The following is a 24,116-nucleotide window of genomic DNA, read 5'->3' as shown; positions in this document are numbered from 1 at the left end:
CGTCCAGGCCTAGCTGGCGCCCGAACCGGCACCGGTGGCGCTGGCGTTCAGCGTCACGGTGGCCGAGCCGGTGACGACGCTGGCACCGCTGATCGTGACCACCGGCCCCTGGATCGCCGCGACCGCCGCGGCCGCGTCGAGCATGCCGGCACCGCACTGGCCCGCATGGGACGCGCAGTAGGTGCCGGAGGGGTGGCTGCGCGCCGTGGACACGAGCAGCGAGCGCACCTGGGCCGGCGTCAGGCTCGGGTCGACGGCCAGCAGCAGCGCCGCCGCCGCCGCCACGTGCGGCGTCGCGGCCGAGGTGCCGGCGAAGCCGGTGAGTTCGCTCATCGCGCTGGCGGCGCGCGTCCCGCCGTTGCCGATCGTGTAGGTCGGGCGGCTGTCGCAGGACGCGAGCGTCATGCACGAGCCGCCGCCGGGCGCGGTCAGCGTGACGTCGGCCGAATGGTTGGAGTAGGACGCGAGGTCGCCGGCGACGGTGTGCGCGCCGACGGCGATGACGCCGCTGCAGTTGGCCGGCGCGCCGACCGAGGCCGCACCGTCGTTGCCGGCCGCGACGACGACCACCGCCTGGCGCGCTGCGGCGGCGTCGACGGCGTCCTGCAGATAGGTGTAGCAACTGGTGCCGGCGTCGGCGCCCAGGCTCAGGTTGATGACCCGCGCCGGCGTCGTGTTCGTCGGCACGCCGGAGACGCTGCCGCCGGCGGCCCAGACGACGGCATCGGCGACGTCGGACAGATAACCGCCGCAGCGCCCGAGCACCCGCGCATGCAGCAACAAGGCGTTGTTGGCCGCGCCGCCGGCGACGCCGTAGCCGTTGCCGGCCTGGGCGGCGATCAGCCCGGCGACGCTGGTGCCGTGCCAGGACGAATCGGTGCCGTCGTCGGTGCAGTAGTCGCCGACGTCGGTGGGATCGCTGTCGCGGCCGTCACCGTCGGCAGCGATGGTCGTGTCGGAGATGAAGTCGTAGCCGCCGATCTGGTGGGCCGTGAGGTCCGGATGCGCCAGCAAGCCGGTGTCGACGACCGCGACGACGATCTGGCGGGTGTTGCCGCTGGGCCAGGCCGAGAACAGATTGGCCGCGCCGGTGTAGGTGGACGAGTCCTGCAGGCTCCATTGCATCGACGCGTAGGGGTCCGCGGGCAGGGCCGCGGCCTTCACGCGCACGTCCGGCAGCGCGTAGGCGACGCTGGCATCGGCCGCGACCCGCGCCGCGATCTGGCGCGCACGCGCCAGCGTCACCGGCTCGGCCATCCGGTAGACGGTGGCCCCGGTGGCGGTCTGGCGCAGGGCCGACAGTTCCACGCCGGTCTTGGCGGCGAGCGCCTGGACGCGAACGCGCGAGGCGTCGGCGGAGGCCGCCTGGGCCTCGGTCTTGTACTTCACGACCAGGCGCGCGGTCGTGTCGGACGCCGCGACAGCATTCGGGACGGCGCAAGCCAGGGCGAGGCCGGCGAGTACGACGGCGGCGGGCGGGCGGATGGAAAGACGCATCGGGAGTTCCTGCGGCGGCACCGGCACGCCGGGACGGCGTGCGCTGCGCACTCGGCGTCTATTCGACGAGGATTCGACGACGCTTGAGCCGACGGCCGACAGGCTTTGCGCACATTTGCCTGGCGTCAACATCCGACATCGTTGGCGCCCAGGTCGCGGCAACGCCTGAAACGACGAAGCCCGCACGAGGCGGGCTTCTGAATTTGGTTGCGGGGGCAAGATTTGAACTTGCGACCTTTGGGTTATGAGCCCAACGAGCTACCAGACTGCTCCACCCCGCGACTGAGAAAGTGACTATAACACGTTTTGTTTGCCGTGCGCCAGCCCCCCGCGGGCCCGTCAGACGCGATAGCGGCTGACCCAGTGGAAATACATGGCCCAGCCATGGGCCAGCGCCAGCGCGACGGGCAGCACGCAGATGAGCCAGGCGGCGGCACGGCGGCCAGCGGTCGGAGCCCGAGCGGCCACGCGCAGCGCCAGCACCAGCGACACGCCGGCGCCGCAGACCAAGGCCACGGCGCGCAGGGTGGGCAGCATCGCAAGCGCCGCGCCTTCTCCGCGCAGGAAGGCGGCGCTGGCCTCCGTGAGGCCGAGCACCAGCAGCACCACGCCCAGCGGAAGCAGCGCCCGCGACACGCCGTGGCGCGACTGATCGGCGAGACGGGCGACGGCGACCACCCCGCCAGCGACCGCGGCGCCGGCGGCGATCCCGGCGGCGAGCCAGACGCCGGCGGCGGCGGCATCGAGCAGCACGAACTGCTCCGGCTGCAGAGGCCAGCGCTCGAGCCAGAACTCGGCCACGGCCTGGCGCAGGCGCACGAACGCCGGGTTCGCCGACCATTCGAAGTACGCCGGTGCCGCCCCGTAGAGCAGCACCACCGTCGCCAACGGCCAGCGCGCCGTAACGCGGCGCGAGGCCAGGACGAGGGGCAGCAGCAGAGGCAGCAGCAGCCCCCAGGCCAGGTAGCGCAGCGCCAGCGCCAGGCGGTCGACCGGCGTCGCGCTTGCGGGCGGCTTGGGCCGCACGACGTCTGCCGCTCGCGGATCGTCCGGAGCGCAGGCCTCGCCCTCGACGAAGCTGGCTGCGCCCCAGCCGTCGGAGAACAGCCGCGCCTCGGGGTGCGGCGGCGGCAGCACGGCCAGCGCGGTGAGCGCGGTGAGCGCGAGCACCAGCAGCAGCGAGGCCACCGCCGCCGCACGCCAGAGCGGATCGCGCCGCGCCGCCGGCCGCGGCGGGCGCCAGATGCCGTGAAGTACGACCAGAACACTCGACCCGCTCATGGGCTAAGTGTAGATGCGACGCATTCTCAGAGTCTGTGGCGCCGCAAGGAACTCGAGAGACGCCCCGGCGGGCGCCCGTTCAGAGTGTCTTCAGTAGACGCGCAACCTCGGCCTGACCGGCGAAACCCGGCCCCAGCCGGCTGAGCTTCTCCAGCTCATCGCGTGCCGACGCCTTCTCGCCCTGCTGGATCAGCAGGCGCGCCAGGCCCAGCCGCAACGCCGAGTTCGCCGGCTCGGCCGCAATCGCCTTGCGCTGCCAGTCCAGAGCCTTGTCGAGCTGGCCCTGGGCGGCGAGCGCCGAGGCCAGCGTGTCCATCGGCTGCGCCTGGGTCGGCGCCAGGCGCTGCGCGCGCTCGGCGAGCTCCAGCGCGCCGGGCTTGCCCTGCTGCACCATCAGCCAGGCGACGTTGTTCGTCGCCTGAGGATCATCCGGTCGCAACGCCAGCACCTGGCGGAAAACCTTCTCGGCGCCGGCGAGGTCCCGCTGGACCATGCGCGAGACACCCGCCTGGAAGAGGAATCGCACGTCGCCCGGGTGATCCTTCATCCACCCGGCGGCGAACTGGTCGGCGTCGCCTCCCCGCCCGGCCGCGAGGTAAAGCTCGTAGGTGCGGTTGGCCGCCTCGGTGGGCCCGCCGCGCTTGAGCACCTCGCGCATCGAGGCGATCGCGCCGCTCCAGTCGCGCTGCACCATCTGCGCGTCGGCCTGCATCTGCCAGCCGGCCGCTTCGCTCGGGCGCTCCTTCTGCACGCTGCGGGCGACCTCCAGCGCCTCGGCCGGACGGCCGGCGTTCAGCGCGACGACCACCAACCCACGCTGGGCCGCCAACAGACGGGGCGATACCTCCAGCGCACGGCGCAGCGAGCGGCGCGCCGACTCGTAGTCCTTCGCAGCCATGAACGCATCGGCCAGGCGAAGCTGCGGCTGGGCCGCACCCGGCTGGGCGGCGGCGGCCTTGCCGAGCGTGGCGATGGCCTGCTGGGTGTTGCCCGCGGCGAGCTGCGCTCGGCCGACGGCGTCGAGCACCAGCAGGTCGTCGGGCAGCGCCGCGATCGCCGCCGCCGCCGCCTCGTTGGCCCCCTTGCTGTCCTGGCGCGTGAGGTAGTAATCGATCAGCGCCACACGCGGCGCGGCCTCGGCCGGGTTGGACTTCACGGCGTCGACCAGCAGCGACAGGATCTCCTCCGGCTTGGCGCCCGCGGCGTATCGCAGTTCGGCCAGTGCCAGCATCGCGCGCGGGTTCTTCGGCTCGCGTTCGAGCAGCGCCGTGTAGCGGCCACGCGCGTCCTCGGGCTTCTTGTCCAGCAGGTCCAGCCCCGCCAGCGCGGCCACGGCCGGGAAGTACACCGGATCGATCGAGACCGCCTTCTGCAGGCTGGCGCGCGCGCCGGCGTGGTCGCCGCGCTGGGCGAGCAGGCGGCCGCGCAGGTAGTGCGGCAGCACGGCGTCGGGCATCTTCCGCTGCAGCCCGTCGACGGCCTTCAGCGCCTCCGGGATTTCGTTGCGGCGCACGCGGGCGCTGATCAGCGCCAGATCGGCATAGGTGGAGGCGCGGTCGCCCGAGGCGATCGACTCCAGCTCGGAGAAGCCGACGCCGGTGTTGCCGCCGGAGATCTGGGTCAGCGCCAGCGCGGTACGCGCCTTGGTCGAGTCGGGGTCGACCCGCACCGCACGCTTGAAGAAGGACTCCGCCTTGCGAACGTCGCCCGAATGCAGGTAGGCCTCGGCCGTCAACGCCAGCGCGTCGGCGTCGGGACTCGAGCCTTCGACCAGCGGAGCCAGCGTCGAGACCGCCTTGTCGGGGTCACCCGCGCGCAGATAGGCCTCGGCGAGCAGACGCCGGGCACCGGTCTGGCCAGGGGCGAGGTCCAGCGCCTCGGTGAGGTAGCGCTGGGCTTGCAGTGTCGAGCCGTCCAGCATCTCGATCGCCGCCGCCAGCTGCAGCGTGCGCGGGCCCGCGCGGCGGGCCTTCAGCAACTGCTGGACGATCGCGCGGGCGCTGCGGTAGTCCTTGTCCAGCAAGGCGACCTGCGCCTCGTAGAAGCGGGTGTCCGGGTGGCCGGGCAGCACCTTCTTCATCTCGGCGACACGGGCCTTGAAGGCGTCGACCTGGCCGCGCTGCAGCAGCAGCGTCGCCAGCCCGGAGTGGGCCTGGACGTAGCGAGGATCGACGACGAGTGCCTGCTCGAAGGCCTTGCGGCCAGCGTCGGCATCGCCCTGGCCGACCCACAGCAGTTCGGCCTTCAGCAGCCAGGCTTCGCGCCGCTTCGGATCGTCCTTCAGCAGTGCCTCGACCTGAGCCAGCGCGTCCCGCGTGTCGCCCTTGCCGGCCGTCAGGCGCGCCATCAGCAGGCGCGCCGACGGATTGGAAGGGTCGGCCGTCAGCGCCTGGTTGAGCGCCGCCTCGCTGCGCTCGGCCTTGCCCTGCACCAGGTAGGCGACGGCGACGGTGGCCTTGAGTTCGGCGGCCGCCCGCGGCTCGCTCAGCGCCTGCTGGCCGTACAGGTCGGTGACCTTCTTCGTCTGGCCCGATGCGAGCAGCGCCTTGGCCAGCACCGGCAGCACCTGGTCGTCGCCGTACTTGAGGTCGTGGGCGCGGTCGAGCTCGACGACCGCCGCGACGGCGTCGCCGCCGTCCAGCAGCGTGCGGCCGAGCAGGAAGCGCGCCTCGCCGTTCTGCGGCTGCTTCTGCAGGACGGCTTTGAGCTGCACGGCAGCGCCCTTGAGGTCCTGCTGGGCGATCAACTCCTTGGCCGACGCCAGCAGCTCCGACTCTGAAGGACCACCGCAAGCGCCGAGGACGGCCAGCGCCAGCGCCAGCGCAGCCGTGGTGGCCGTGCGGCGAAGATGTGCAGGAATCAAGATGTCTCCCCTTCCGGTCCTGGCGATCCGCGGCAGGCGCCGCAACCGATGCTAGAGGATGGACCGGCCCGCCGAGACGCCCGGCGCGCAGGCGGCGCGACCGGACCCCGCGATCATGGGATCGGCGGTTTGGGCGGCGGACGCTGCGACAAGCGCCGCGCCGGCACGCCGCCCCAGATCTCGCCCGGGCCGATGCGCGAGCCCTTGGTCACGACCGCGCCGACGGAAACGATGGCGCCATCGCCGATCTCGACGTCCGGCATCACGACCGCATGGGCGCCGATCGTGACGTCATGGCCGATGCGCACCGTGTGGAGCTCGAATCGGTCGCCCTCGATGACGTGGGTAAAGACGACGGCGTCGTGGCCGACGATGCAGCGGTCGCCGATGAACGTGAGCGGCGGATCGAGCAGGGCTCCGGCGCTGTAGCTGTCGCGGCCGAGCCGCGCGCCCAGCGCCAGGTACACCAGCCGCATCAGCGGCACCGGCACGAAATGGGTCCTCACGAGCGAGTTGAAGACCATCAGATAGAACAGGATGTTGACCTGCGCCGCGAACTCGGCGCGCGACCCCGGCGCCAGCGTGCCGAGCTGCAGCGGCATCACGGCCAGGAACAGCCGATAGGCCAGTAGCGACAGCAGGTAGAACGCCAGCACGGCCACGGCGACGATCGCCACGCCGCTGAAGCGGCCCAGCGGCAGGTCGCGCAGCAGCCACCAGCTGCCGCCGCCCGCCAGCGCGAGCACGATCGCGAAGATGGTGCTGAAGCAAACGATCTGAAGGCCTGTGATCTTGCGCATGGCGAAACCGGGAGTCGTCGCCGGCGCATTGTGTGCTCCCGCGCGATCCCGCGTCAGCCGCCGCCGGGTGTCGGGCCGCTTTACAGCGGCCGTGGCAGCGGGCCGACGAGAGAACCCAAGTGCTTGATCTGCAAGGAAGAATGACCGCTGGCACACCCTTTGCGTTGTTTTGCCCGCCGACGGCTCTCGTCGCCCACCACCAAGGAAGCCTTATGAAGCACATCAAGACTCTCGCGGCGGCACTCAGCGCTCTGGGGATGCTGGCCGTCGCCGCTCCCAGCCAGGCTGCGCCGAGCCTGACCTTTACCGACAACGGCACCACCTACACCGTCGATCCCTTCGGCGGTTTCGACTGGCAGTCCAACGCCACCGCCATCTCGACGACCCCGGTGTTCGACGGCGCCACCGTGTCGACCACCACCTACCTCGCTTCCGCCGAAGCGATCAAGCTCGCCGGCGGCCCGAGCTGGGCGGGCAGCGGTCTGGGCTCGAACTACGAGTTCACGATCAAGGCGACGATCCTCGAGAAGCAGACCTGCAATGCCTGGTCCGGCGCTGTCGGCACCTCGACCTGCCTGAACGCCACGTTCACCGCGGTCGGCGGCTCGTTCGCGATCTACTTCGACCAGAACGTCAACGCCAGCCTGACCACCGGCACCGGCTTCCTCGACGGCACGCTGATCATCTCGGGCAACATCCTCCCGGGCCTGGCCGGCGGCTTCTTCGTCACCGGCACGAACGCGGGCACCGGCGTGTTCAACTTCGCGGCCGACGTCGACTTCACGAACGTGGACAGCACGAAGGACGCGTACTTCAACCCGGCGCTGGACACCTCGAATGCCGTCGCGACGCTGCAGATCGGTGGCAACACCACCGACTGGACGCCTCCGACCACCTGGGTCGACGGCGGCGGCATCCCGACCAACCCGCTGATCTTCCAGGCCGACGGCAACCAGACCTTCCAAGCCGTTCCGGAACCGGCGTCGCTGGCCCTCGTCGGCCTGGCGCTGGCAGGCCTGGGCTACAGCCGCCGTCGCCGCAACCAAGCCTGATCGGAGACAGAGCCGCCGATGCAAGCCGGCCTTCGGGCCGGCTTTTTCATGTCCGGGCCCCGGATGCGGGGCCCAGCATCGTGTCGACGACGGCGGGAAACAGCTCCCGCGCGGGGTAATGCGCAAACTCGCGCTGCACCGCGCGCGCGCGGTCGCCGAACGCGGGCTCGGACAGCAGGCGCCGCAGCGACGCCTGCAGCGACGCCGGCGACAGTTCGTCGGCACGCACCGACAGGCCGGCACCGCTGCGCACGAGGTAGCGCATGTTGAGCAGTTGGTCGAGGTTGGCCGGGATGCCGAGCACCGGCGTGCCCTGCTCCAGCGCCTGGTGCGAGCCGGGGCTGCCGCCGTTGCAGACAACGACCTTCGCGCGCGCCGCGAGTTCGCTGCCGGGCAGCACGCTGCGCGCGACGACGGCGTCGCCGTGGCGATGGGTCCAGCCGGAGGGCGCCGCCACCACTGCGCGCGCGCCGCAGGCCACGACGGCGTCGACGACCAGACCGAGCGCCGCAGGGTCCCCAGAACTGCCCAACGAGACATAGACCAGCGGCCGGCCGTCCTCGCCGTCCAGCCCCTCGGGCAGCGGCGCCGGCGGGGACCAGACTACCGGACCGATGTAGCGGTAGCGCGCCGCAGACGCCGCCGCCGCGGTGGGCACCATGGCCGGCACATCGGCGAAAAGCGTCGTGTCGCCCTCGGTGAAGACGGCGCGCAGATCCAGGCCCAGCGAGGGCATGCCGTGGCGCCGGCGCAGGCGCCGCATCGGCCAGGCGTGCTGGGCGATGATCAGCGGCCGCAGGGCGTCGAAGGCTGTGCCGACGATGCGGGGCCCGAACATGCGCGTCGCCGCATGCACCGGCGCTTCGTACGGGGCGTCGGCCAGCGGACTCCAGTACGCATTCGAGATCGCCAGGTAAGGTGTCTTCGCCAGCCGCGCGCTGACCGCCAGCGACAGCCGGAAGTCGCCGACGATCAGGTCGGGTTCGAACTCGGCGATGACACGCAGGTCGTCCTCGACGTAGCGCTCCAGCGTCGCGTACGGGTACACCGGGCGCCCGGCACTCACGGCGTCGAGGTAGGCGCGCGTGCCGATGCTGTAGAGCTCGCGCACCGCCAGGCCGGCGGCCTCGGCGTGGGCGCGGAAGTCGCGCGCGGTCGCGAAGCCGACCTCGTAGCGGCCGGCGTCGAGCGTCGTGGCGAGCACCACCGAGCGGACCACGTGCGCAAGAGTCGCGGCCTCGGCGATGAACAGGATCCGCGGCTTGCGCGTCGGCGATCGCCTTCCTTCGTGCATGCGATCGATTGTCGGGCGAAGCGGGCGCCCGCCGCAGCCGCCGACGGCCGGGAATGCACCGGGATTCGCCCGTTGACGCGAGGGCTCCGGCCGACGGCGTTCCATTACGATCCCGGGATGCTCCGAAGGCGGCCGACTTGCCGCCCCGGCACTTCCGACCGCGAGCCGACGACGTCGCGATGAAGCCCCAGGAAGACAAGCGCCCCAACCGCAACCGATCGCTGGTGCACCCGATCGTGCTCAGCGACGTCTCCAAGATCTACCGACTCGACGCCGTCGAGGTGCCGGCGCTGGTCGACATCAACCTCGTCATCCTGCGCGACCGCTTCACGGTGATCTCCGGCCCCTCGGGCAGCGGCAAGACGACGCTGCTGAACCTGGTCGGCTGCATCGACCGCCCGAGCAGCGGCCGCATCATGGTGACCGGCCGCGGCGTGCACACCTTCAGCGATGACGAGCTGTCCGACTTCCGCGGGCGCGAACTCGGTTTCATCTTCCAGAACTTCAACCTGCTGCCGGTGCTGACGGCCTTCGAGAACGTCGAGTACCCGCTGACGCTCGAAGGCGTGGCACCGCGCGAGCGCCGCGAGCGTGCGCTGGCGCTGCTGGCCTCGGTCGGCCTGGAGGCCCACGTGCACAAGCGTCCGGGGCAGCTCTCGGGTGGCCAGCGCCAGCGCGTCGCGATCGCCCGTGCGCTGGCACGCCGCCCCGGCATCGTGCTGGCCGACGAGCCGACGGCCAACCTCGACAGCAAGACCGGCGCGGACATCATCGCGCTGATGCGCGAGCTGCAGCAGCGCGAACACGTGTCCTTCATCTTCTCCTCGCACGACCCGAAGGTCATCGAGGCCGCCGACGACGTCGTCTACATCCACGACGGCCGCATCACCTCGATCGAACGGCGGCAGATGCTGCCGCGCACGCCGGCATGAACAGCACGCTGTCCCTGGCCTGGCGCAACCTGCTGCGCAACCGCCGGCGCTCGCTGATGACGCTGTTCGCGATGGTGCTCGGCCTGACCGCGGTGCTGCTGTTCGGCGGCTACATCCGCGACATCACCTACAGCCTGCAGACCAACTTCGTCGTCGGCAGCGGGCATCTGCAGATTCAGCACCGCGACTACTTCCGCCTGGGCACCGGCAACCCGGCGGCCTACGGCGTGGCGCGTTACGAACGCATCATGCAGACGCTGAAGGACGACCCGGAACTCGGGCCGATGCTCGTCGTCGTGACGCCGTCGCTGCAGTTCGGCGCGATCGCCGGCAACTTCGCCGCCGGCGTCTCGCGCACGGCCTACGTCACCGGCATCGTCGTCGACGACCAGAACCGGATGCGCGAGTGGAACGACTACGGCCAGCGCAACCTGTCATCGCGCAACCTCTCGCTGTCGGGCACGCCCAGCGACACCGCGATCATCGGCACCGGCCTGGCGCGGGTGCTCAAGCTGTGCGGGCCGCTGAAGGTCAAGGACTGCGAGAACTCGGACGCGCCGCCGCCGGCGGTGCCGGAGGCCTCGGGTGCGGCGCTGCCCGACGACATCGTGGCGCTGTCGGACAGCACGGCGCGGCCGGTGGCGACGCCTCCGGCCGGCGGCCGTGCGCGCATCGAGCTGCTGGCGGCCAGCCCCCGCGGCGCGCCCAACGTGGCCGACATCGGCGTGCTCGCGGCCGAGTTCCAGGGCGTCAAGGAGTACGACGACGTCTACGTCGCGCTGCACCTGTCGCAGGCGCAGAAGCTGGTCTTCGGCGCCTCGCCGCCGCAGGTCACGGCGATCGCGCTGCAGCTGCAGCACACGTCGCAGCTGCCGGCGGCGCGCGCGCGCGTCGAGGAACTGCTGCGCACGACGCTGAAGGACGAGCCGCTCGCCGTGCTCGACTACGAGGAGCTCAACCCGTTCTACGGCCAGACGCTGGCGATGTTCGCGGCGATCTTCGGCTTCATCGCCGTGCTGATGGGCTCGATCGTGCTGTTCACGGTGAGCAACACGATGAGCATGGCGGTCGTCGAGCGCACCGCCGAGATCGGCACGCTGCGTGCCATCGGCCTGCGCCGCGGCGGCATCCGCGCGATCTTCGTCTGCGAAGGCCTGATCCTCGGCTGCATCGGCGCGGCGCTGGGCATTGCCGTCTCGCTGGCGGCGGCCTCGCTCATCAATCACCTGGAGCTGACCTGGGTGCCGCCGGGCCGCATCGAGGAAGTTCCGCTGGCCGTACGCCTGGCCGGCGAGAACACGATGCTCGCCATCGGCGCCGTCGGCCTCGTCGTCGTGGCCGCGCTGTCGGCGCTGCTGCCCGCCGCGCGCGCCGCGCGCATGAACATCGTGGATGCCTTGCGACATGTTTGAACGCCTCCGACTCCACCGGCGCCGGGCGCTGGCCCGCCTCGCGGCCTTCGCGCTGTGCGGCATGGCGGCGGTGCCCGCCGCGTTCGCCGCGCCCGACGCCCAGGCCTTGCTGGCCGCCAGCGACGCCGTGCGCAACCCGTCGCGGCCGTTCTCGGTCACGGTGAACCTGCTCGAATACCGCAACGCACGCCAGACGGACAACAACACGCTGTCCGTCTATTCGAAGGCCGACCCGAACGGCGGCCAGTTCAACACGCTGATCCGCTTCGTGGCGCCGCAGCGCGATGCCAACAAGCTGCTGCTGAAGAACGGCAACGACCTCTGGTTCTACGACCCGGCGAGCCAGGCGAGCATCCGCCTGTCGCCGCAGCAGCGCCTGCTGGGCCAGGCCTCCAACGGCGACGTCGTGACCGCGAACCTCGCGCGCGACTACCAGGCCAGCTGGCTGGCCGAGGAAGACGTCGTCGACGGCGAACGCACGACGCGCCACTGCCACAAGCTCGGGCTGGCCGCCAGCTCGCCCGACGTGACCTACCACCGCGTCGAGATGTGGATCGAGGTCGGCAGCGCACGGCCCGTGAAGGCGCGTTTCTTCGCCCAGAGCGGCCACCTGCTGAAGACCGCGTTCTATCGCAAGTTCCAGCCGCAGCTCGGCCGCGAGCGGCCGACGGAGGTCGTCATCATCGACGGTCTCGACCCGGCCTGGGTCACGGTCATGCGCTACAGTGACTGGGCCCTTCGCGAGGTGCCGGACGCCTGGCTGCAACGCGACTTCCTCCCCCGCTTCAAACCCGAGTGAACGTGAGAGAGCCTGCCCGCCTGTTGTCCGCCGCCCTGTGCGCACTCGCCTTCTCGGCCATGGCCGCCGAGCCCCCGGACGCACCGAATGACGAACTCGATGCGCTGACGCTCGCCGACCAGGCGCCCGACGCGCCGGCCGCCGCCGCGCAGCGCTGGCGGGCCTATCTGGAGGGCGCCGGCTTCTCGCGCCGCCTGGGCGCCGACCCCGACGCCAAGGCAGCCGGCCGTGCCTCGCTGGACGCACGCTTCGACGGCACACTGACGCCCGGTCTGCGCCTGGTCCTGTCCGACCGCCTGGACCTGATGCGCGACAACGCCGATCCGGCGATCGACAGCGTCAACACCGTGCGCGAGGCCTACCTCAGCTGGTCGGTCTCGGACAGCCAGACGCTGGACCTCGGCCGCGTCAACGTGCGCCACGGCGCGGCGATGGGCTACAACCCGACCGACTGGTTCAAGACCGGGGCGCTGCGCGGCGTCGTGTCGCCGGACCCGGCGGCCTTGCGCGAGAACCGACAAGGCACCGTCGTGCTGCAGGGCCAGCAGCTGTGGCCGGCCGGCGGGCTGACGCTGACGCTGTCGCCGCGACTGGAGCGCGTTCGCGACGACGACACCTTCGCCTTCGACGCGGGGGCCACCAACGCTCGCAACCGCTGGCTGCTCGCCGGCAGCCTCAAGATCGCCGAAGGCTGGACGCCGGAAGTGCTGTTGCACGGCGCCGAAGGCTCCAGCCCGCAGCTCGGCTTCAACCTGTCGACGCTCGCCGGCGACGCCGTGGTCGTTTACGGCGAGGCGACGTTCGGCAAGGGCCCTTCGCTGGTCGACCAGGCCTTGCAGACCGGCGGCCGCGACCGCATGCAGCGCCGAGCCTCGCTGGGCCTGACCTACACGACGCCGTTCAACCTCAGCCTGACCGTCGAGGCGCAGTACGCCAGCGCCGCCCCCGATCGCAGCCAGTGGAACGCGCTGCCTTCGATTGCCGCGGCGGCGCCGCTGCAGCTGCTCTCGGTCGCCGGCGACCTTCAGGACCTGCCGGCACGCCGCGGCGCCTTCGTCTACGCGACCTGGAAGGACGCGTTCGTGCGCCGGCTCGACCTGTCGGCCTTCGTGCGCCAGGAGCTGGAGACCGACAGCCGCGAGCAGTGGCTGGAACTGCGTCACCGCTGGGACCGCTTCGACCTTGCGGCCCAGGTGCTGGTGCATTCGGGCGACGCAGGCTCGGTCTACCGCAGCATCCCGCAGCGGCGCTCGCTGGAGCTGTCGCTGCGCTACTACCTGTAGAGCCTGGAGGCCGTCAGCCGACGAGCAGATCGCGGGCTTCGGGCGGGCGGTTGTCCAGGCGTCGGTACATCGCCTCGATCGCCGGAGCGTGCAGCGCTTCGATCGCGGTGCGGCGCAGCTTCAGGTTGGGCGTGAGCTCGCCACGCCCGATGTCGAATGGCCGGTCGAGGAGCACGACGCCGCGCGGGCGCTCGGCCTCGGCCAGCGGCGCCACCTGGGCCGCCATCGCGGCAGCGAGCCGGCGGCGCGCTTCGTCGTCGACCGGTCCCGGCAACGTGCACAACGCGATCGGGTACTTGCGACCGGCGCCGACGAGCATCGCCTGGTCGATACCGGGCACGCGGCGCAACGCGTCTTCGACGAGCACCGGCGCGATGCGGCGCCCGGTCGAGGTCTTGAACAGTTCGCTGGAGCGGCCGATCAGCTTCAGGTGGCCGTGCTCGTCCCAGGCGCCCAGATCACCGGTGGTGTAGAAGCCCTCGGCGTCGAACCCGGCCGGCCGGGGCTCGCCGAGATAGCCGCGGAACAGACCGGGACCACGCACTCTGACCGATCCATCCTCGCCGACGACGACCTCGTTGGACCTCACCGGGCGGCCGACGGTGCCGAAACAGAAGTCATCGGGCCGGTTCATCGCGATCGGCACGATGTTCTCGCTCTGGCCGTAGGCCTCGAGCACCAGCCAGCCCAGGGCCAGGAACTCACGCAGCACCTCGGGCGCGATCGGCGCCGAGCCGGTCACCATCAAGCGTAGACGGGGCCCCATGACGCTGGCGCGCAGGCGCGCGAGCACCAGGCGTTCGGCCAGCCCGTGCGCCAGCCGCAGCACCGCCGGCGGCGTCTCCTGCCTGAGCCTGAAGGAGGCCATGTGCCGGCCCAGCGACCAGGCGCGGCGCGCCACCCAGCGCTTGAATGGCGGCTGCGCGTCGACGCCGGAACGCACGCCTTCGAGCAGCTTCTCGAAAAAACGCGGCACGCCGACGAAGACATCGGGCTCGACCCCGGCGACGACCTGCATCACGCGCCGCGGATCGGCCAGCAGATACGCCGCCGCGCCCTGGCGCAGTGCCGCCAGGTTGACGATGCGCTGGAACAGGTTCGACAAGGGCAGCCAGCACAGCACCCGGCTGGACGCGTCGACGAAGGAGAAGGTGGCGCAGATCGCGTCCACCGCCAGACAGACCTGGCCGTGCGTGTAGGCGATGCCGCGTGGCCGGCCCGTGGTGCCCGAGGTGAAGATGATCGTCGCCAGGTCGTCGGCGCCGACGACCGGCCCGGCGTCGCCGCCGGCCGCCGGCGCGGTGGCGATCAGCGTGTCCCAGTCGAGGGTCTTCGTGCCGGCACGCCGCTCGCCCCGCGAAGCGGGCAGGCGCAGCACGAAGCGCGCGGCGCCGAGCCGCTCGTCGCCGACCTCGGCCAGCACCGCCTCGTCGACGACGACGAAGGCCCCGATGTCCGCCTGCTCGGTCATGTCGGCGATGCGCGACGGCAGGTCGTGCGTGTCGAAGCCGACGACGACCGCGCCCAGGGCGAGCGCGGCGTGATGCACCAGCTCCCAGTGCAGCGACACCGGCGCCACCAGCGCGAGGCGGTCGCCGTGGCGCAGGCCGGCGGCCGCGAGGCCACGACCTACCTGCTCGACCTGCTCGGCGAAGCGGGCCCAGCTGAGCGGCTGCCAGCGGCCGGACGCGTCCTCCAGCTGGAACGCGCAGGCCTGGGGCGTCGCCTGCACCCGTTGCGCCAGCAGCGCCGGCAGCGTGCCGTTCATCGTCGTGCCTCCGCCGCGCGCCTGGCGAGGTAGTAGTCGAGCACCGGGCCCAGATAGGAAGCGGCCGGAGGCACCGGCAGGCCGGCGCCGGCCAGGCGGCGAGCGGTGTTCACGTTGGCGAAGGACTGATCCTCGCCGAGGTACTCCAGAACCGGCGGCAGCGCACGCAGAGCGCGGCGCGCCTTGGCGCCGGCGAAGGCACCGAGCACCGGCACGGCATGCTGCAGCAGGCGGCGCGAGACGGTACGCAACGGCGGCAGCGTGCGCCCCTGGCGTTGCCAGCGCTCACGCACGGTGGCCTGCAGCGGGCCGAGCGCGATCGCGCCCTCGGGGCCGCTGCACAGGTGGAAGATCGAACCGGCGGTGTCCTCGTGGCGGCTGGCCCAGTCGATCGCGGCGGCCACCCAGTCGACCGGGATCACGTCCAGTCGCATCGCACCGAGCGTCGGCACGATGCCGCGGGTGCGCACGCCGGAGAGGAACTCGCACAGGTGGTAGAAGACCTGGAAGTGAATCACCCGGCCGCTGTCGGACTCGCCGACGACCATGCTCGGCCGGTGCACGGTGATCGGAAGGTCGGCACCTTCGTTCCAGACGACACGTTCGGCTTCGGCCTTGGCCGCCTCGTAGGTGTTGTGGAAGCGCTCGACCTCCGGCAACGGGCGCTCGGGCATCGTGCCCGGCGTGCGGCCCCAGACGCCGACGGTGCTGACGAGGTCGATCTTGCGCAGCACGCCGGCGCTCGCGGCCAAGCGGCCCAGCTCGAGCACGGCACGCGTCGGCGCGACCGCGGTGGCGCGCGCCTGCTCGATCGGCATCAGCAGGTTGACGCTGGCCGCGCAGTGCACGAGATGGCTGCATTCGGCCGCCACCGCCGCGTGTTCAAGTGGCGCCAAGCCCAGGCACGGTGCGCAGATGTCGCCGCGCAGCGCGACGACGCGACGCCCGCGCTCGTCATCCTCGTCCCAGCCCCAGTAGGCGCGCATCGACGCCATGCGGCGCTGCAGATCGGCACCGTCGCGCGCACGCACCAGGAGACGAACGCGGGTGTCCGGCGAGCGCAGCAGACGGGGCACCAGCGCGCTGCCGATGGTGCCGGTGGCACCGGTGACGAAGATCTCGCGCACGTCAGCGGCCGGCCGAGGGCGCGGCGGCGGCGATCAGCTCGGCGCCAGGCGCCGCCTGCGCCCAGTCCTCGTAGACGAAATCCGGCCAGTCGCGACGGCTCGGACGGGTGATCTTCAGGTCCTCGTCACGCAGATTCAGCCAGCGCATGTGCTGGGCGACGTGGCGGCCGAGGTAGACCTTGTTCAGCGTGATGAAGTCGACCACCTTGGCCATCACCCTCCAGTAGCGGAGGTTGGCCTTGCCTTCGCGGATCAGCGCCGAGAACTCGGGCGTGTACGGGTTGTAGCCGAAGTTCCGGAGGTCCGAATACATCAGCAGCCAGTTGATCGGGTAGTTGGAGAACACCGGGCTGGCGTTCTTCGTCGACGAGATCAGACCGAGCTCGACGACCTTCTTCATGATCGCCTCCTGGTCGTAGCGCCAGGCGTGGTACGGCGCGAGGTAGCGCGGGAACACGGTGCCCGGCGGATAACGCCGCGGGTTCCAGAAGCGCGCCAGGTCGGCGGCGTCGAACTCGCCGGACGCGGCCAGTTCGGGCGGCGTCCAGTCGACCTCCGAGATCGCCAGGCGCGGGAACTCGTACTCCATGCGCTCGGGCACCGGCTGCCCGGGCGAGTAGCCGGCCAGCACCAGCGGAATGCCCTTGTCGGTGGCGACACGCAGCGCGTTGCCTTCGAACAGCGGTGCGTACACGTAGGAGATCGTGTGCACCGCGCCGCGCGCCTCCTGGTTCATCATCAGCCAGCGGAATAGCCGGCGGTAGAACTCGGCCTGCGGGCGGTAGACGAGATGCTCGACGTCGAGGCGGTCGACGGCGCGCCGGATGTTCGCCCAGGCCACCTCGCCGATGTCGATGTCGGTGGTGTGGGCGAGCACGCGCAGGCCGTATTCGACCTTGAGCTTGTGGATCAGCGCAACGCTGTCCTTGCCGCCGGACAACGGCACCAGGCAGTCGTACTCGCCCCGGCCACGGCAGGCCTCGATCGCACGCTCGAGATCGGCCTCGCGCGCGCGGCGCAAGGCCTCGGCCGCCTCGCCGGAGGCCGGCGCGTGCTCACGGCAGAAGCGGCAGACGCCGTTGGCGTCCAGGTCGGCACCGGGCGCCTGTTCGGGCAACAGGCACAGGCGGCACGCCTTCATTCGGCCGCCTCTGCGGTAGTGGAAAGTGCTGGGCGTCTGGGCATGGGGCGACCCGAAAAGTGGGGATGCTCCGGCAGCACGTCGGCGGAAGGACTGCCTCGTCGTGACGATAGCACCGCGCCGAACAGGGCAAATCCGGGAACTGGACCGGCCGACGCCCTCATCTATGCGGTCGAGGCGGGCCGGCACACGCCGGGCATTCACGCGCCTGAAACGAAAACGGCCCCCACATCGCTGCGGGGGCCGTCAGCGGCGCGACCTGCGCCGTTCGACAGAGCGGCCGCATGGGCCGCCCGCCTTATTCGGCGGCTTCGGTCGTCTCTTCGGCGGCCGGTTCCGGACGGTCGACCAGCTCGACGAAGGCCATCGGCGCGTTGTCGCCGACGCGGAAGCCCATCTTCAGGATGCGGGTGTAGCCGCCCGGACGGGTGGCGTAGCGCGGGCCGAGTTCGTTGAACAGCTTGCTGACGACTTCGCGGTCACGGGTGCGGTCGAAAGCCAGGCGGCGGTTGGCCAGCGTCGGCGTCTTGCCCAGCGTGATCAGCGGCTCGACGACGGCGCGCAGTTCCTTGGCCTTCGGCACCGTCGTCTTGATCGCTTCGTGGCGGATCAGCGAGTTGGCCATGTTGCGCAGCATCGCGAGGCGATGGCTGCTGGTGCGGTTCAGTTTGCGAAGTCCGTGGCGGTGGCGCATGGCGCGTTCCTTTGGTTATCAGACTCCGGCCGTATCAGGTACCGGAGCGGGACCGGGGCACTGGGCCCCTATCGACACCGCGGCTCCCGTCCGGGAGCCGCAGCGGTTCTTACGGCGACGGGCCGCGAGCGGCCCGCGATCTCAACGCTTGTCGAGACCTTGCGGCGGCCAGTTCTCCAGGCGCGCACCCAGGGTCAGGCCGCGCGAGGCCAGCACTTCCTTGATCTCGTTGAGCGACTTGCGACCCAGGTTCGGGGTCTTCAGCAGCTCGGTCTCGGTGCGCTGGATCAGGTCGCCGATGTAGTAGATGTTCTCGGCCTTCAGGCAGTTGGCCGAACGCACCGTCAGCTCGAGCTCGTCGACCGGACGCAGCAGGATCGGGTCGAAGTTCGGCGTGCGCTGCGGCTGCGGTTCGAAGATGTCGCTGACCTGGCCTTCGAGCTGCGCGAACACGGCGAGCTGCTCGACGAGGATCTTGGCCGACTGGCGGATCGCTTCTTCCGGCGTGATGGCGCCGTTGGTCTCGATCTCCATGACCAGCTTGTCGAGGTCGGTGCGCTGTTCGACGCGGGCGTTCTCGACCGCGTAGCTGACACGCTTGACCGGCGAGAACGACGCGTCGAGCACGATGCGGCCGATGGCCTTGGTCGGCTCGTCGCCGTAGCGGCGCAGGTTGCCCGGCACGTAGCCGCGGCCCTTCTCGACCTTGATCTGCATGTCGAGCTTGCCGCCTTGCGACAGGTGCGCGATCACGTGGTCAGGGTTGATGATCTCGACGTCGTGCGGCGTCTGGATGTCGGCGGCGGTGACCGCGCCTTCACCTTCCTTGCGCAGCACCAGCGTGACTTCGTCGCGGTTGTGCAGACGGAACACCACGCCCTTCAGATTGAGCATGATGTGGACGACGTCTTCCTGCACGCCGTCGATGGCCGAGTACTCGTGCAGCACGCCGGCGATCGTGACCTCCGTCGGCGCATAGCCCACCATCGACGACAGCAGCACGCGGCGCAGCGCGTTGCCCAGCGTGTGGCCGTAGCCACGCTCGAACGGCTCGAGCACCGCCTTGGCGCGATGGCCGCCGAGCGGCTCGACGTGAATGGCCTTGGGCTTCAGAAGAGTGGTTTGCATGGAGTGTTGGGTTTCCTGTCAATACCCTCGGCTCGTTACACCGATAAGGCTGATGGACCGCCGGGCTTTGTCTTGCGGCTGCTTCGCGCCCGGCAGGCGAAACGCCAGATGGGGACGACCGTCGACACGGCGGCCGGCGGGCGCCGGCCGCAGCACGTCAGCGGCTGTAGAGTTCGACGATCAGCGCTTCCTTGATCTCGGCGCCGAACTGGTCGCGGTCCGGGACCTTCTTGAACACGCCTTCCATCTTGGTGGCGTCGACCTGCACCCACTCGCACTGGCCGATGCTCTGCGCCAGCTTCAGGGCGTCCTGGACGCGAAGCTGGTTCTTCGACTTCTCGCGCACCGCGACGACGTCGCCGGCCTTGACCATGTACGACGGGATGTTGACGACCTGGCCGTTGACCGTGATCGCCTTGTGCGACACCAGCTGGCGCGCTTCGGCACGGGTCGAACCGAAGCCCATGCGGTAGACGACGTTGTCGAGGCGCGATTCCAGCAGTGCCAGCAGCGTCGAGCCGGTGTTGCCCTTGCGGCGCTCGGCTTCGGCGAAGTAGCGGCGGAACTGACGTTCCAGCACGCCGTACATGCGCTTGACCTTCTGCTTTTCGCGCAGCTGCACGCCGTAGTCGGAGGTGCGCGAACCGCTGGTGCGGCCGTGCTGGCCCGGCTTGCTGTCGAACTTGGCCTTGTCGCCGATCGAGCGACGGGCGCTCTTCAGGAACAGGTCGGTGCCTTCACGGCGGGAAAGTTTGGCCTTCGGGCCGAGGTAACGTGCCACTTCGTATCCTTCGTTATGGCTGACGCGGCAGACTCCGCCGACGGACGGCGGTGCCCCGCGCGAGTCCTGCGCTGACGAATCGCTTCGTGCTGGTTGCGCGGACGGTGGGCTTGTGATTCAAGGCGCGAGCCTTGAGGCAAACAGCCGGCGAGCACTGGCCGTGCCGCCGGCAATACGACAAATCGCGAATTCTAGCACCGGCAGGACGGAGCCTGCCGGAGGCACTCAGATGCGGCGACGCTTCTGCGGGCGGCAGCCGTTGTGCGGCACCGGCGTCACGGCGCTGATCGACGTGATGCGGATGCCCAGCGAAGCCAGAGCGCGAACGCTGGACTCGCGGCCCGGGCCCGGGCCCTTGATGCGCACGTCCAGGTTCTTGATGCCCTGTTCCTGCGCAGCACGGCCGGCGTTCTCGGCCGCGACCTGAGCAGCGAACGGCGTGCTCTTGCGCGAACCCTTGAAACCCTGGCCGCCGCTGGAGGCCCACGCCAGCGCACCGCCTTGGCGGTCCGTGATCGTGATGATGGTGTTGTTGAACGACGCGTGCACGTGCGCAATGCCGTCCGCGATGTTCTTGCGGATCTTCTTGCTGACGCGACGCGCGGCGTTGTTGACGGGGGACTTGGCCATGTGGATCTTCCTCGTGCGTGGCGGCGGCTTACTTCTTCAGCGCGGCCGCACCCTTGCGCGGACCCTTGCGGGTGCGGGCGTTGGTGCGGGTGCGCTGGCCGCGCACCGGCAGGCCGCGGCGATGACGGAAGCCGCGGTAGCAACCGAGGTCCATCAGGCGCTTGATGTTGATCGACAGCTCGCGACGCAGGTCGCCTTCGATGGTCAGACGGCCGATTTCCTCGCGGATCTTCTCCAGCTCGGAATCGTTGAGGTCCTTGACCTTCTTCGAATACGGGATGCCGACCGTGTCGCAGATCTTCTGCGCCGTCGTACGGCCGATGCCGTAGATCGAGGTCAGGCCGATTTCCGCGTGCTTGTGCGGCGGGATGTTGATACCGGCGATACGTGCCATGTTCTTCCTCTGACTATCAGCCTTGACGCTGCTTGTGGCGCGGGTCCGTGCAGATCACTCGCACGACGCCCTTGCGTCGGATGATCTTGCAGTTGCGGCACATCTTCTTGACCGAAGCTGCGACTTTCATGGTCTTCTCCTTGACCTCACTTGGCGCGGAACACGATCCGCGCGCGACTCAAATCGTAGGGGGTGAGCTCGACCGTCACCTTGTCACCCGGAAGGATGCGGATGTAGTGCATCCGCATCTTTCCGGAGATGTGGCCGAGCACCACGTGCCCGTTCTCCAGCTTCACTCGGAAGGTGGCGTTGGGGAGGTTCTCGAGGATCTCCCCCTGCATCTGAATGACGTCGTCCTTAGACATCGCCTCAGCCCGCCTTGAAGTTCGCCTTCTTGAGCAGGCTCTCGTACTGCTGGCTCATCACGTAACTCTGAACCTGGGCCCAGAAATCCATCGTCACGACCACGATGATCAGCAGAGAGGTGCCGCCGAAGTAGAACGGGACGTTGTACTTCAGGACCAGGAACTCGGGCAGCAGGCACACCGCCGTGATGTACACCGCGCCGGCCAGCGTCAGACGCGAGAGGATCCGGTCGATGTACTTCGCGGTCTGGTCACCCGGACGGATGCCCGGAATGAACGCGCCACTCTTCTTCAGGTTGTCGGCGGTCTCGCGGCTGTTGAACACGAGCGCCGTGTAGAAGAAGCAGAAGAACACGATCATGCCCGCATAGAGCATCACGTAGATCGGCTGCCCCGGCGACAGAGCGCTCGAGATGTCCTTCAGCCAGCGCAGGCCCTCACCGGTGGCGAACCAGCCGACGATGGTCGCGGGCAGCAGGATGATCGACGACGCGAAGATCGGCGGGATCACGCCCGACATGTTCAGCTTCAGCGGCAGGTGCGACGACTGGCCGCCGTACACCTTGTTGCCGACCTGGCGCTTGGCGTAGTTCACCAGGATCTTGCGCTGACCACGTTCGACGAACACGACGACGTAGGTCACGCCGATCACGACCGCCGTGATGAACAGGCTGGCGATGATGCTCATCGCGCCGGTGCGAACCAGCTCGAAGAGCCCCCCGATCGCACTCGGCAGTCCCGCGACGATGCCGGCGAAGATCAGGATCGAGATGCCGTTGCCCAGACCGCGTTCGGTGATCTGCTCGCCCAGCCACATCAGGAACATCGTGCCTGCCACCAGGCTGACGACCGCGGTCATGCGGAAGCCGAAGCCCGGCGCCAGCACCAGACCCTGCGAGCCCTCGAGCGCCAGGGCGATGCCCAGGCTCTGGAAGATCGCCAGGCCGAGCGTGCCGTAGCGCGTGTACTGCGTGATCTTGCGACGACCTGCCTCGCCTTCCTTCTTCAGCGCCTCCAGGGAGGGCACGACGTAGGTCATCAGCTGCATGATGATCGACGCCGAGATGTAGGGCATGATGCCCAGCGCGAAGACGGTGAAGCGCGACAACGCGCCGCCGCTGAACATGTTGAACAGGTTCAGGATGCCGCCGCCCTGACCCTTGAACAGCTGCTGGAGCTGGTTCGGGTCGATGCCGGGCACCGGGATGTGCGCACCGATGCGGTAGACCACCAGGGCCAGCAGCAGGAAGATCACCCGGCGACGGAGGTCGCCGAACTTCCCGCTTTTGGCCAGTTGGTTCGCGGAGGTTGCCACGGGCTGCGCGTCCCTCTTAGGCGAACGTGCCGCCGACGGCCTCGATCGCGGCCTTGGCGCCGGCGGTCGCGCCGATGCCCTTGAGCGTCACCTTGCGGGTGATCTCGCCGCTCTTGACGACCTTGACGTTCTTGACGATCTGGCGGACCAGGCCGGCAGCCTTCAGTGCGAGCAGATCGACCTCGTCGACGCCCAGCGCCTCGAGTTCGGCCAGCGTGATCTCGCCGTTGTACTTCAGCTGCTGCGACTTGAAGCCGCGCTTGGGCAGACGGCGCTGCAGCGGCATTTGGCCGCCTTCGAAACCGACCTTGTGGAAGCCGCCGGCACGCGACTTCTGGCCCTTGTGACCGCGACCGGCGGTCTTGCCCAGACCCGAGCCGATGCCGCGGCCGACACGACGGCGCGCCTTCTTGCTGCCCTCGGCGGGCTTGAGGTTGTTGATCTGCATTACAGCACCTTCACCAGGTACGAGACCTTGTTGATCATGCCGCGCACGGCAGGCGTGTCTTCCAGGACGCTTTGGCTGTTGAGCTTGCGCAGGCCCAGGCCACGCACGGTGGCGCGATGCGACTCGCGCGTGCCGGCGACGCTGCGGACGAGCTTGACCGTGAGGGTCTTCTTCTCGGACATGAGGCTTCTCCGGCGCGGGGTCAGTTGAAGAGGTCTTCGACCGACTTGCCACGCTTGGCGGCCACTTCGGCCGGCGTGGTGGAGCGCTTCAGCGCGTTCAGCGTCGCGCGCACCATGTTGTACGGGTTGGTCGAACCGTGGCTCTTGGCGACGATGTCCGTCACGCCCATCACTTCGAAGACGGCGCGCATCGGGCCGCCGGCGATGATGCCGTCACCGGGCTTGGCCGGGGCCATCAGGACCTTGGCCGCGCCGTGTTCGCCGTCGACCTTGTGGTGGATCGTGCCGTTCTTCAGCGCGACCTTGACCATGTTGCGGCGGGCCGATTCCATGGCCTTCTGCACCGCGACCGGCACTTCCTTGGCCTTGCCCTTGCCCATGCCGATGCGGCCGTCGCCGTCACCGACCACGGTCAGCGCCGCGAAGCTCAGCGTGCGGCCGCCCTTGACGACCTTGGTGACGCGGTTGACCGCGATCATCTTTTCCTTCAGGCCGTCGTCGTTGCCTTCGGTCTGCTGGCGGGGAGTGAACTTTGCCATTTCGAGTCTTCCTTTGCGCCCGTCAGAACTGCAGGCCGGCTTCGCGAGCCGCTTCGGCCAGCGCCTTGACGCGGCCGTGGTAGGCGAAGCCCGCGCGGTCGAATGCGACCTTCTCGACGCCGGCGGCCTTGGCCTTCTCGGCGATGCGCTTGCCGATCAGGGCAGCCGCTTCGGTGTTGCCCCCCTTGCCGGCACCGATCTGCTCGCGCACTTCCTTCTCGGCGGTCGAGGCGCTGGCCAGGACCTTGGTGCCGTCCTCGGAGAAGACGCTGGCGTAGATGTGCAGGTTGGAGCGGAAGACGCTCAGTCGCGCGACGCCTTGCTGGGCGATGCGCAGCCGGGTCTGACGCGAACGACGCAGGCGTTGTTCCTTCTTCGTCATCATGGTGCG

Annotated in this window: 25 protein-coding genes and 1 tRNA gene; 5 read left to right on the top strand and 21 right to left on the bottom strand. The window is 69.8% G+C overall.

Annotated elements, in window-relative coordinates:
* Nucleotides 1-9: 9 nt before the first annotated feature.
* The 5 genes from RGE_RS01820 to RGE_RS01800 all read right to left on the bottom strand — a co-directional run bounded on the left by RGE_RS01820 (nt 10) and on the right by RGE_RS01800 (nt 6,441).
* Nucleotides 10-1,497 carry a S8 family serine peptidase gene (locus RGE_RS01820; protein WP_052310950.1) on the bottom strand — a complete coding sequence of 496 codons (1,488 nt, stop codon included), beginning with the start codon at nt 1,495-1,497 and terminating at the stop codon, nt 10-12.
* Between the two features lie 204 nt (nt 1,498-1,701).
* Nucleotides 1,702-1,778: transfer RNA gene (locus RGE_RS01815), tRNA-Met, on the bottom strand.
* Between the two features lie 58 nt (nt 1,779-1,836).
* On the bottom strand, nt 1,837-2,778 hold the full coding sequence (locus RGE_RS01810) for a hypothetical protein (RefSeq protein WP_148280099.1): 942 nt from the start codon (nt 2,776-2,778) through the stop codon (nt 1,837-1,839).
* Between the two features lie 79 nt (nt 2,779-2,857).
* Nucleotides 2,858-5,641, bottom strand: a complete 2,784-nt coding sequence (gene prsT / locus RGE_RS01805) for an XrtA/PEP-CTERM system TPR-repeat protein PrsT (protein WP_014426589.1) — start codon at nt 5,639-5,641, stop codon at nt 2,858-2,860.
* A 113-nt stretch (nt 5,642-5,754) separates the two neighbouring features.
* Nucleotides 5,755-6,441 carry an acyltransferase gene (locus tag RGE_RS01800; protein WP_014426588.1) on the bottom strand — a complete coding sequence of 229 codons (687 nt, stop codon included), beginning with the start codon at nt 6,439-6,441 and terminating at the stop codon, nt 5,755-5,757.
* Between the two features lie 212 nt (nt 6,442-6,653).
* Here RGE_RS01800 and pepA point away from each other — a divergent pair, with 212 nt between their 5' ends.
* Nucleotides 6,654-7,493: a flocculation-associated PEP-CTERM protein PepA gene (gene pepA, locus RGE_RS01795; RefSeq protein ID WP_014426587.1), complete on the top strand. Its 840-nt coding sequence runs from the start codon at nt 6,654-6,656 to the stop codon at nt 7,491-7,493.
* 46 nt (nt 7,494-7,539) lie between these two features.
* Here the strand turns inward: pepA and RGE_RS01790 are convergent, their stop codons facing one another.
* On the bottom strand, nt 7,540-8,787 hold the full coding sequence (locus RGE_RS01790; protein ID WP_014426586.1) for a glycosyltransferase: 1,248 nt from the start codon (nt 8,785-8,787) through the stop codon (nt 7,540-7,542).
* A 179-nt stretch (nt 8,788-8,966) separates the two neighbouring features.
* On the opposite strand from RGE_RS01790, the gene RGE_RS01785 reads away from it, so the two are divergent.
* From RGE_RS01785 to RGE_RS01770, 4 genes are read left to right on the top strand one after another with little or no spacing between them, the layout of a single operon-like run.
* The gene (locus RGE_RS01785; RefSeq protein WP_052310948.1) at nt 8,967-9,719 is read left to right on the top strand and encodes an ABC transporter ATP-binding protein; all 753 of its coding nucleotides are present in this window, start codon (nt 8,967-8,969) and stop codon (nt 9,717-9,719) included.
* Nucleotides 9,716-11,131, top strand: coding sequence for an ABC transporter permease (locus tag RGE_RS01780; protein WP_014426584.1), 1,416 nt, complete (start codon nt 9,716-9,718; stop codon nt 11,129-11,131). The genes RGE_RS01785 and RGE_RS01780 overlap by 4 nt, the downstream gene beginning before the upstream one ends.
* On the top strand, nt 11,124-11,930 hold the full coding sequence (locus RGE_RS01775) for an outer membrane lipoprotein-sorting protein (RefSeq protein WP_014426583.1): 807 nt from the start codon (nt 11,124-11,126) through the stop codon (nt 11,928-11,930). Before RGE_RS01780 ends, RGE_RS01775 begins: the two co-directional genes overlap by 8 nt.
* Nucleotides 11,931-11,953: 23 nt before the next feature.
* On the top strand, nt 11,954-13,213 hold the full coding sequence (locus RGE_RS01770; RefSeq protein WP_052310947.1) for a hypothetical protein: 1,260 nt from the start codon (nt 11,954-11,956) through the stop codon (nt 13,211-13,213).
* A 13-nt stretch (nt 13,214-13,226) separates the two neighbouring features.
* On the opposite strand, the gene RGE_RS01765 is transcribed toward RGE_RS01770, so the two are convergent.
* From RGE_RS01765 to rplR, 15 genes are all read right to left on the bottom strand, one after another.
* Entirely contained in the window at nt 13,227-14,981 is a 1,755-nt protein-coding gene (locus tag RGE_RS01765) for an AMP-dependent synthetase/ligase (RefSeq protein ID WP_014426581.1), read from the bottom strand.
* A complete protein-coding gene (locus RGE_RS01760; RefSeq protein WP_014426580.1) occupies nt 14,978-16,108 on the bottom strand; it encodes an SDR family oxidoreductase in 1,131 nt (376 codons plus the stop codon). The genes RGE_RS01765 and RGE_RS01760 overlap by 4 nt, the downstream gene beginning before the upstream one ends.
* A 1-nt stretch (nt 16,109) precedes the next feature.
* On the bottom strand, nt 16,110-17,249 hold the full coding sequence (locus RGE_RS01755; protein WP_014426579.1) for an adenine nucleotide alpha hydrolase family protein: 1,140 nt from the start codon (nt 17,247-17,249) through the stop codon (nt 16,110-16,112).
* 298 nt (nt 17,250-17,547) lie between these two features.
* Nucleotides 17,548-17,943: a 50S ribosomal protein L17 gene (gene rplQ / locus RGE_RS01750; protein ID WP_014426578.1), complete on the bottom strand. Its 396-nt coding sequence runs from the start codon at nt 17,941-17,943 to the stop codon at nt 17,548-17,550.
* 141 nt (nt 17,944-18,084) lie between these two features.
* Complete coding sequence (locus tag RGE_RS01745) at nt 18,085-19,071, bottom strand: DNA-directed RNA polymerase subunit alpha (protein ID WP_014426577.1); 987 nt, start codon at nt 19,069-19,071, stop codon at nt 18,085-18,087.
* A gap of 157 nt (nt 19,072-19,228) precedes the next feature.
* A complete protein-coding gene (rpsD, locus tag RGE_RS01740) occupies nt 19,229-19,852 on the bottom strand; it encodes a 30S ribosomal protein S4 (RefSeq protein ID WP_014426576.1) in 624 nt (207 codons plus the stop codon).
* 225 nt (nt 19,853-20,077) lie between these two features.
* The gene (gene rpsK / locus RGE_RS01735) at nt 20,078-20,482 is read right to left on the bottom strand and encodes a 30S ribosomal protein S11 (protein ID WP_014426575.1); all 405 of its coding nucleotides are present in this window, start codon (nt 20,480-20,482) and stop codon (nt 20,078-20,080) included.
* Between the two features lie 28 nt (nt 20,483-20,510).
* A complete protein-coding gene (gene rpsM / locus RGE_RS01730) occupies nt 20,511-20,876 on the bottom strand; it encodes a 30S ribosomal protein S13 (protein ID WP_014426574.1) in 366 nt (121 codons plus the stop codon).
* A 16-nt stretch (nt 20,877-20,892) separates the two neighbouring features.
* Nucleotides 20,893-21,006 carry a 50S ribosomal protein L36 gene (rpmJ, locus tag RGE_RS01725; protein ID WP_009548427.1) on the bottom strand — a complete coding sequence of 38 codons (114 nt, stop codon included), beginning with the start codon at nt 21,004-21,006 and terminating at the stop codon, nt 20,893-20,895.
* Between the two features lie 16 nt (nt 21,007-21,022).
* A complete protein-coding gene (gene infA / locus RGE_RS01720; RefSeq protein WP_011830996.1) occupies nt 21,023-21,241 on the bottom strand; it encodes a translation initiation factor IF-1 in 219 nt (72 codons plus the stop codon).
* Nucleotides 21,242-21,245: 4 nt separating this feature from the next.
* Complete coding sequence (gene secY, locus RGE_RS01715) at nt 21,246-22,556, bottom strand: preprotein translocase subunit SecY (protein ID WP_043783689.1); 1,311 nt, start codon at nt 22,554-22,556, stop codon at nt 21,246-21,248.
* A gap of 16 nt (nt 22,557-22,572) precedes the next feature.
* Nucleotides 22,573-23,004, bottom strand: coding sequence for a 50S ribosomal protein L15 (gene rplO / locus RGE_RS01710; RefSeq protein WP_014426572.1), 432 nt, complete (start codon nt 23,002-23,004; stop codon nt 22,573-22,575).
* Nucleotides 23,004-23,186: a 50S ribosomal protein L30 gene (rpmD, locus tag RGE_RS01705; protein WP_014426571.1), complete on the bottom strand. Its 183-nt coding sequence runs from the start codon at nt 23,184-23,186 to the stop codon at nt 23,004-23,006. Before rpmD ends, rplO begins: the two co-directional genes overlap by 1 nt.
* A gap of 20 nt (nt 23,187-23,206) precedes the next feature.
* A complete protein-coding gene (gene rpsE, locus RGE_RS01700) occupies nt 23,207-23,725 on the bottom strand; it encodes a 30S ribosomal protein S5 (RefSeq protein WP_014426570.1) in 519 nt (172 codons plus the stop codon).
* A gap of 22 nt (nt 23,726-23,747) precedes the next feature.
* A complete protein-coding gene (rplR, locus tag RGE_RS01695; RefSeq protein WP_014426569.1) occupies nt 23,748-24,110 on the bottom strand; it encodes a 50S ribosomal protein L18 in 363 nt (120 codons plus the stop codon).
* Between the last annotated feature and the right edge of the window lie 6 nt (nt 24,111-24,116).

The sequence above is a fragment of the Rubrivivax gelatinosus IL144 genome (genome assembly GCF_000284255.1).
GTDB lineage: Bacteria > Pseudomonadota > Gammaproteobacteria > Burkholderiales > Burkholderiaceae_C > Rubrivivax > Rubrivivax gelatinosus_A.
The sequence above is the reverse complement of the archived record's forward strand: the minus strand, read 5'-3'. Positions and strand labels throughout refer to the sequence as shown.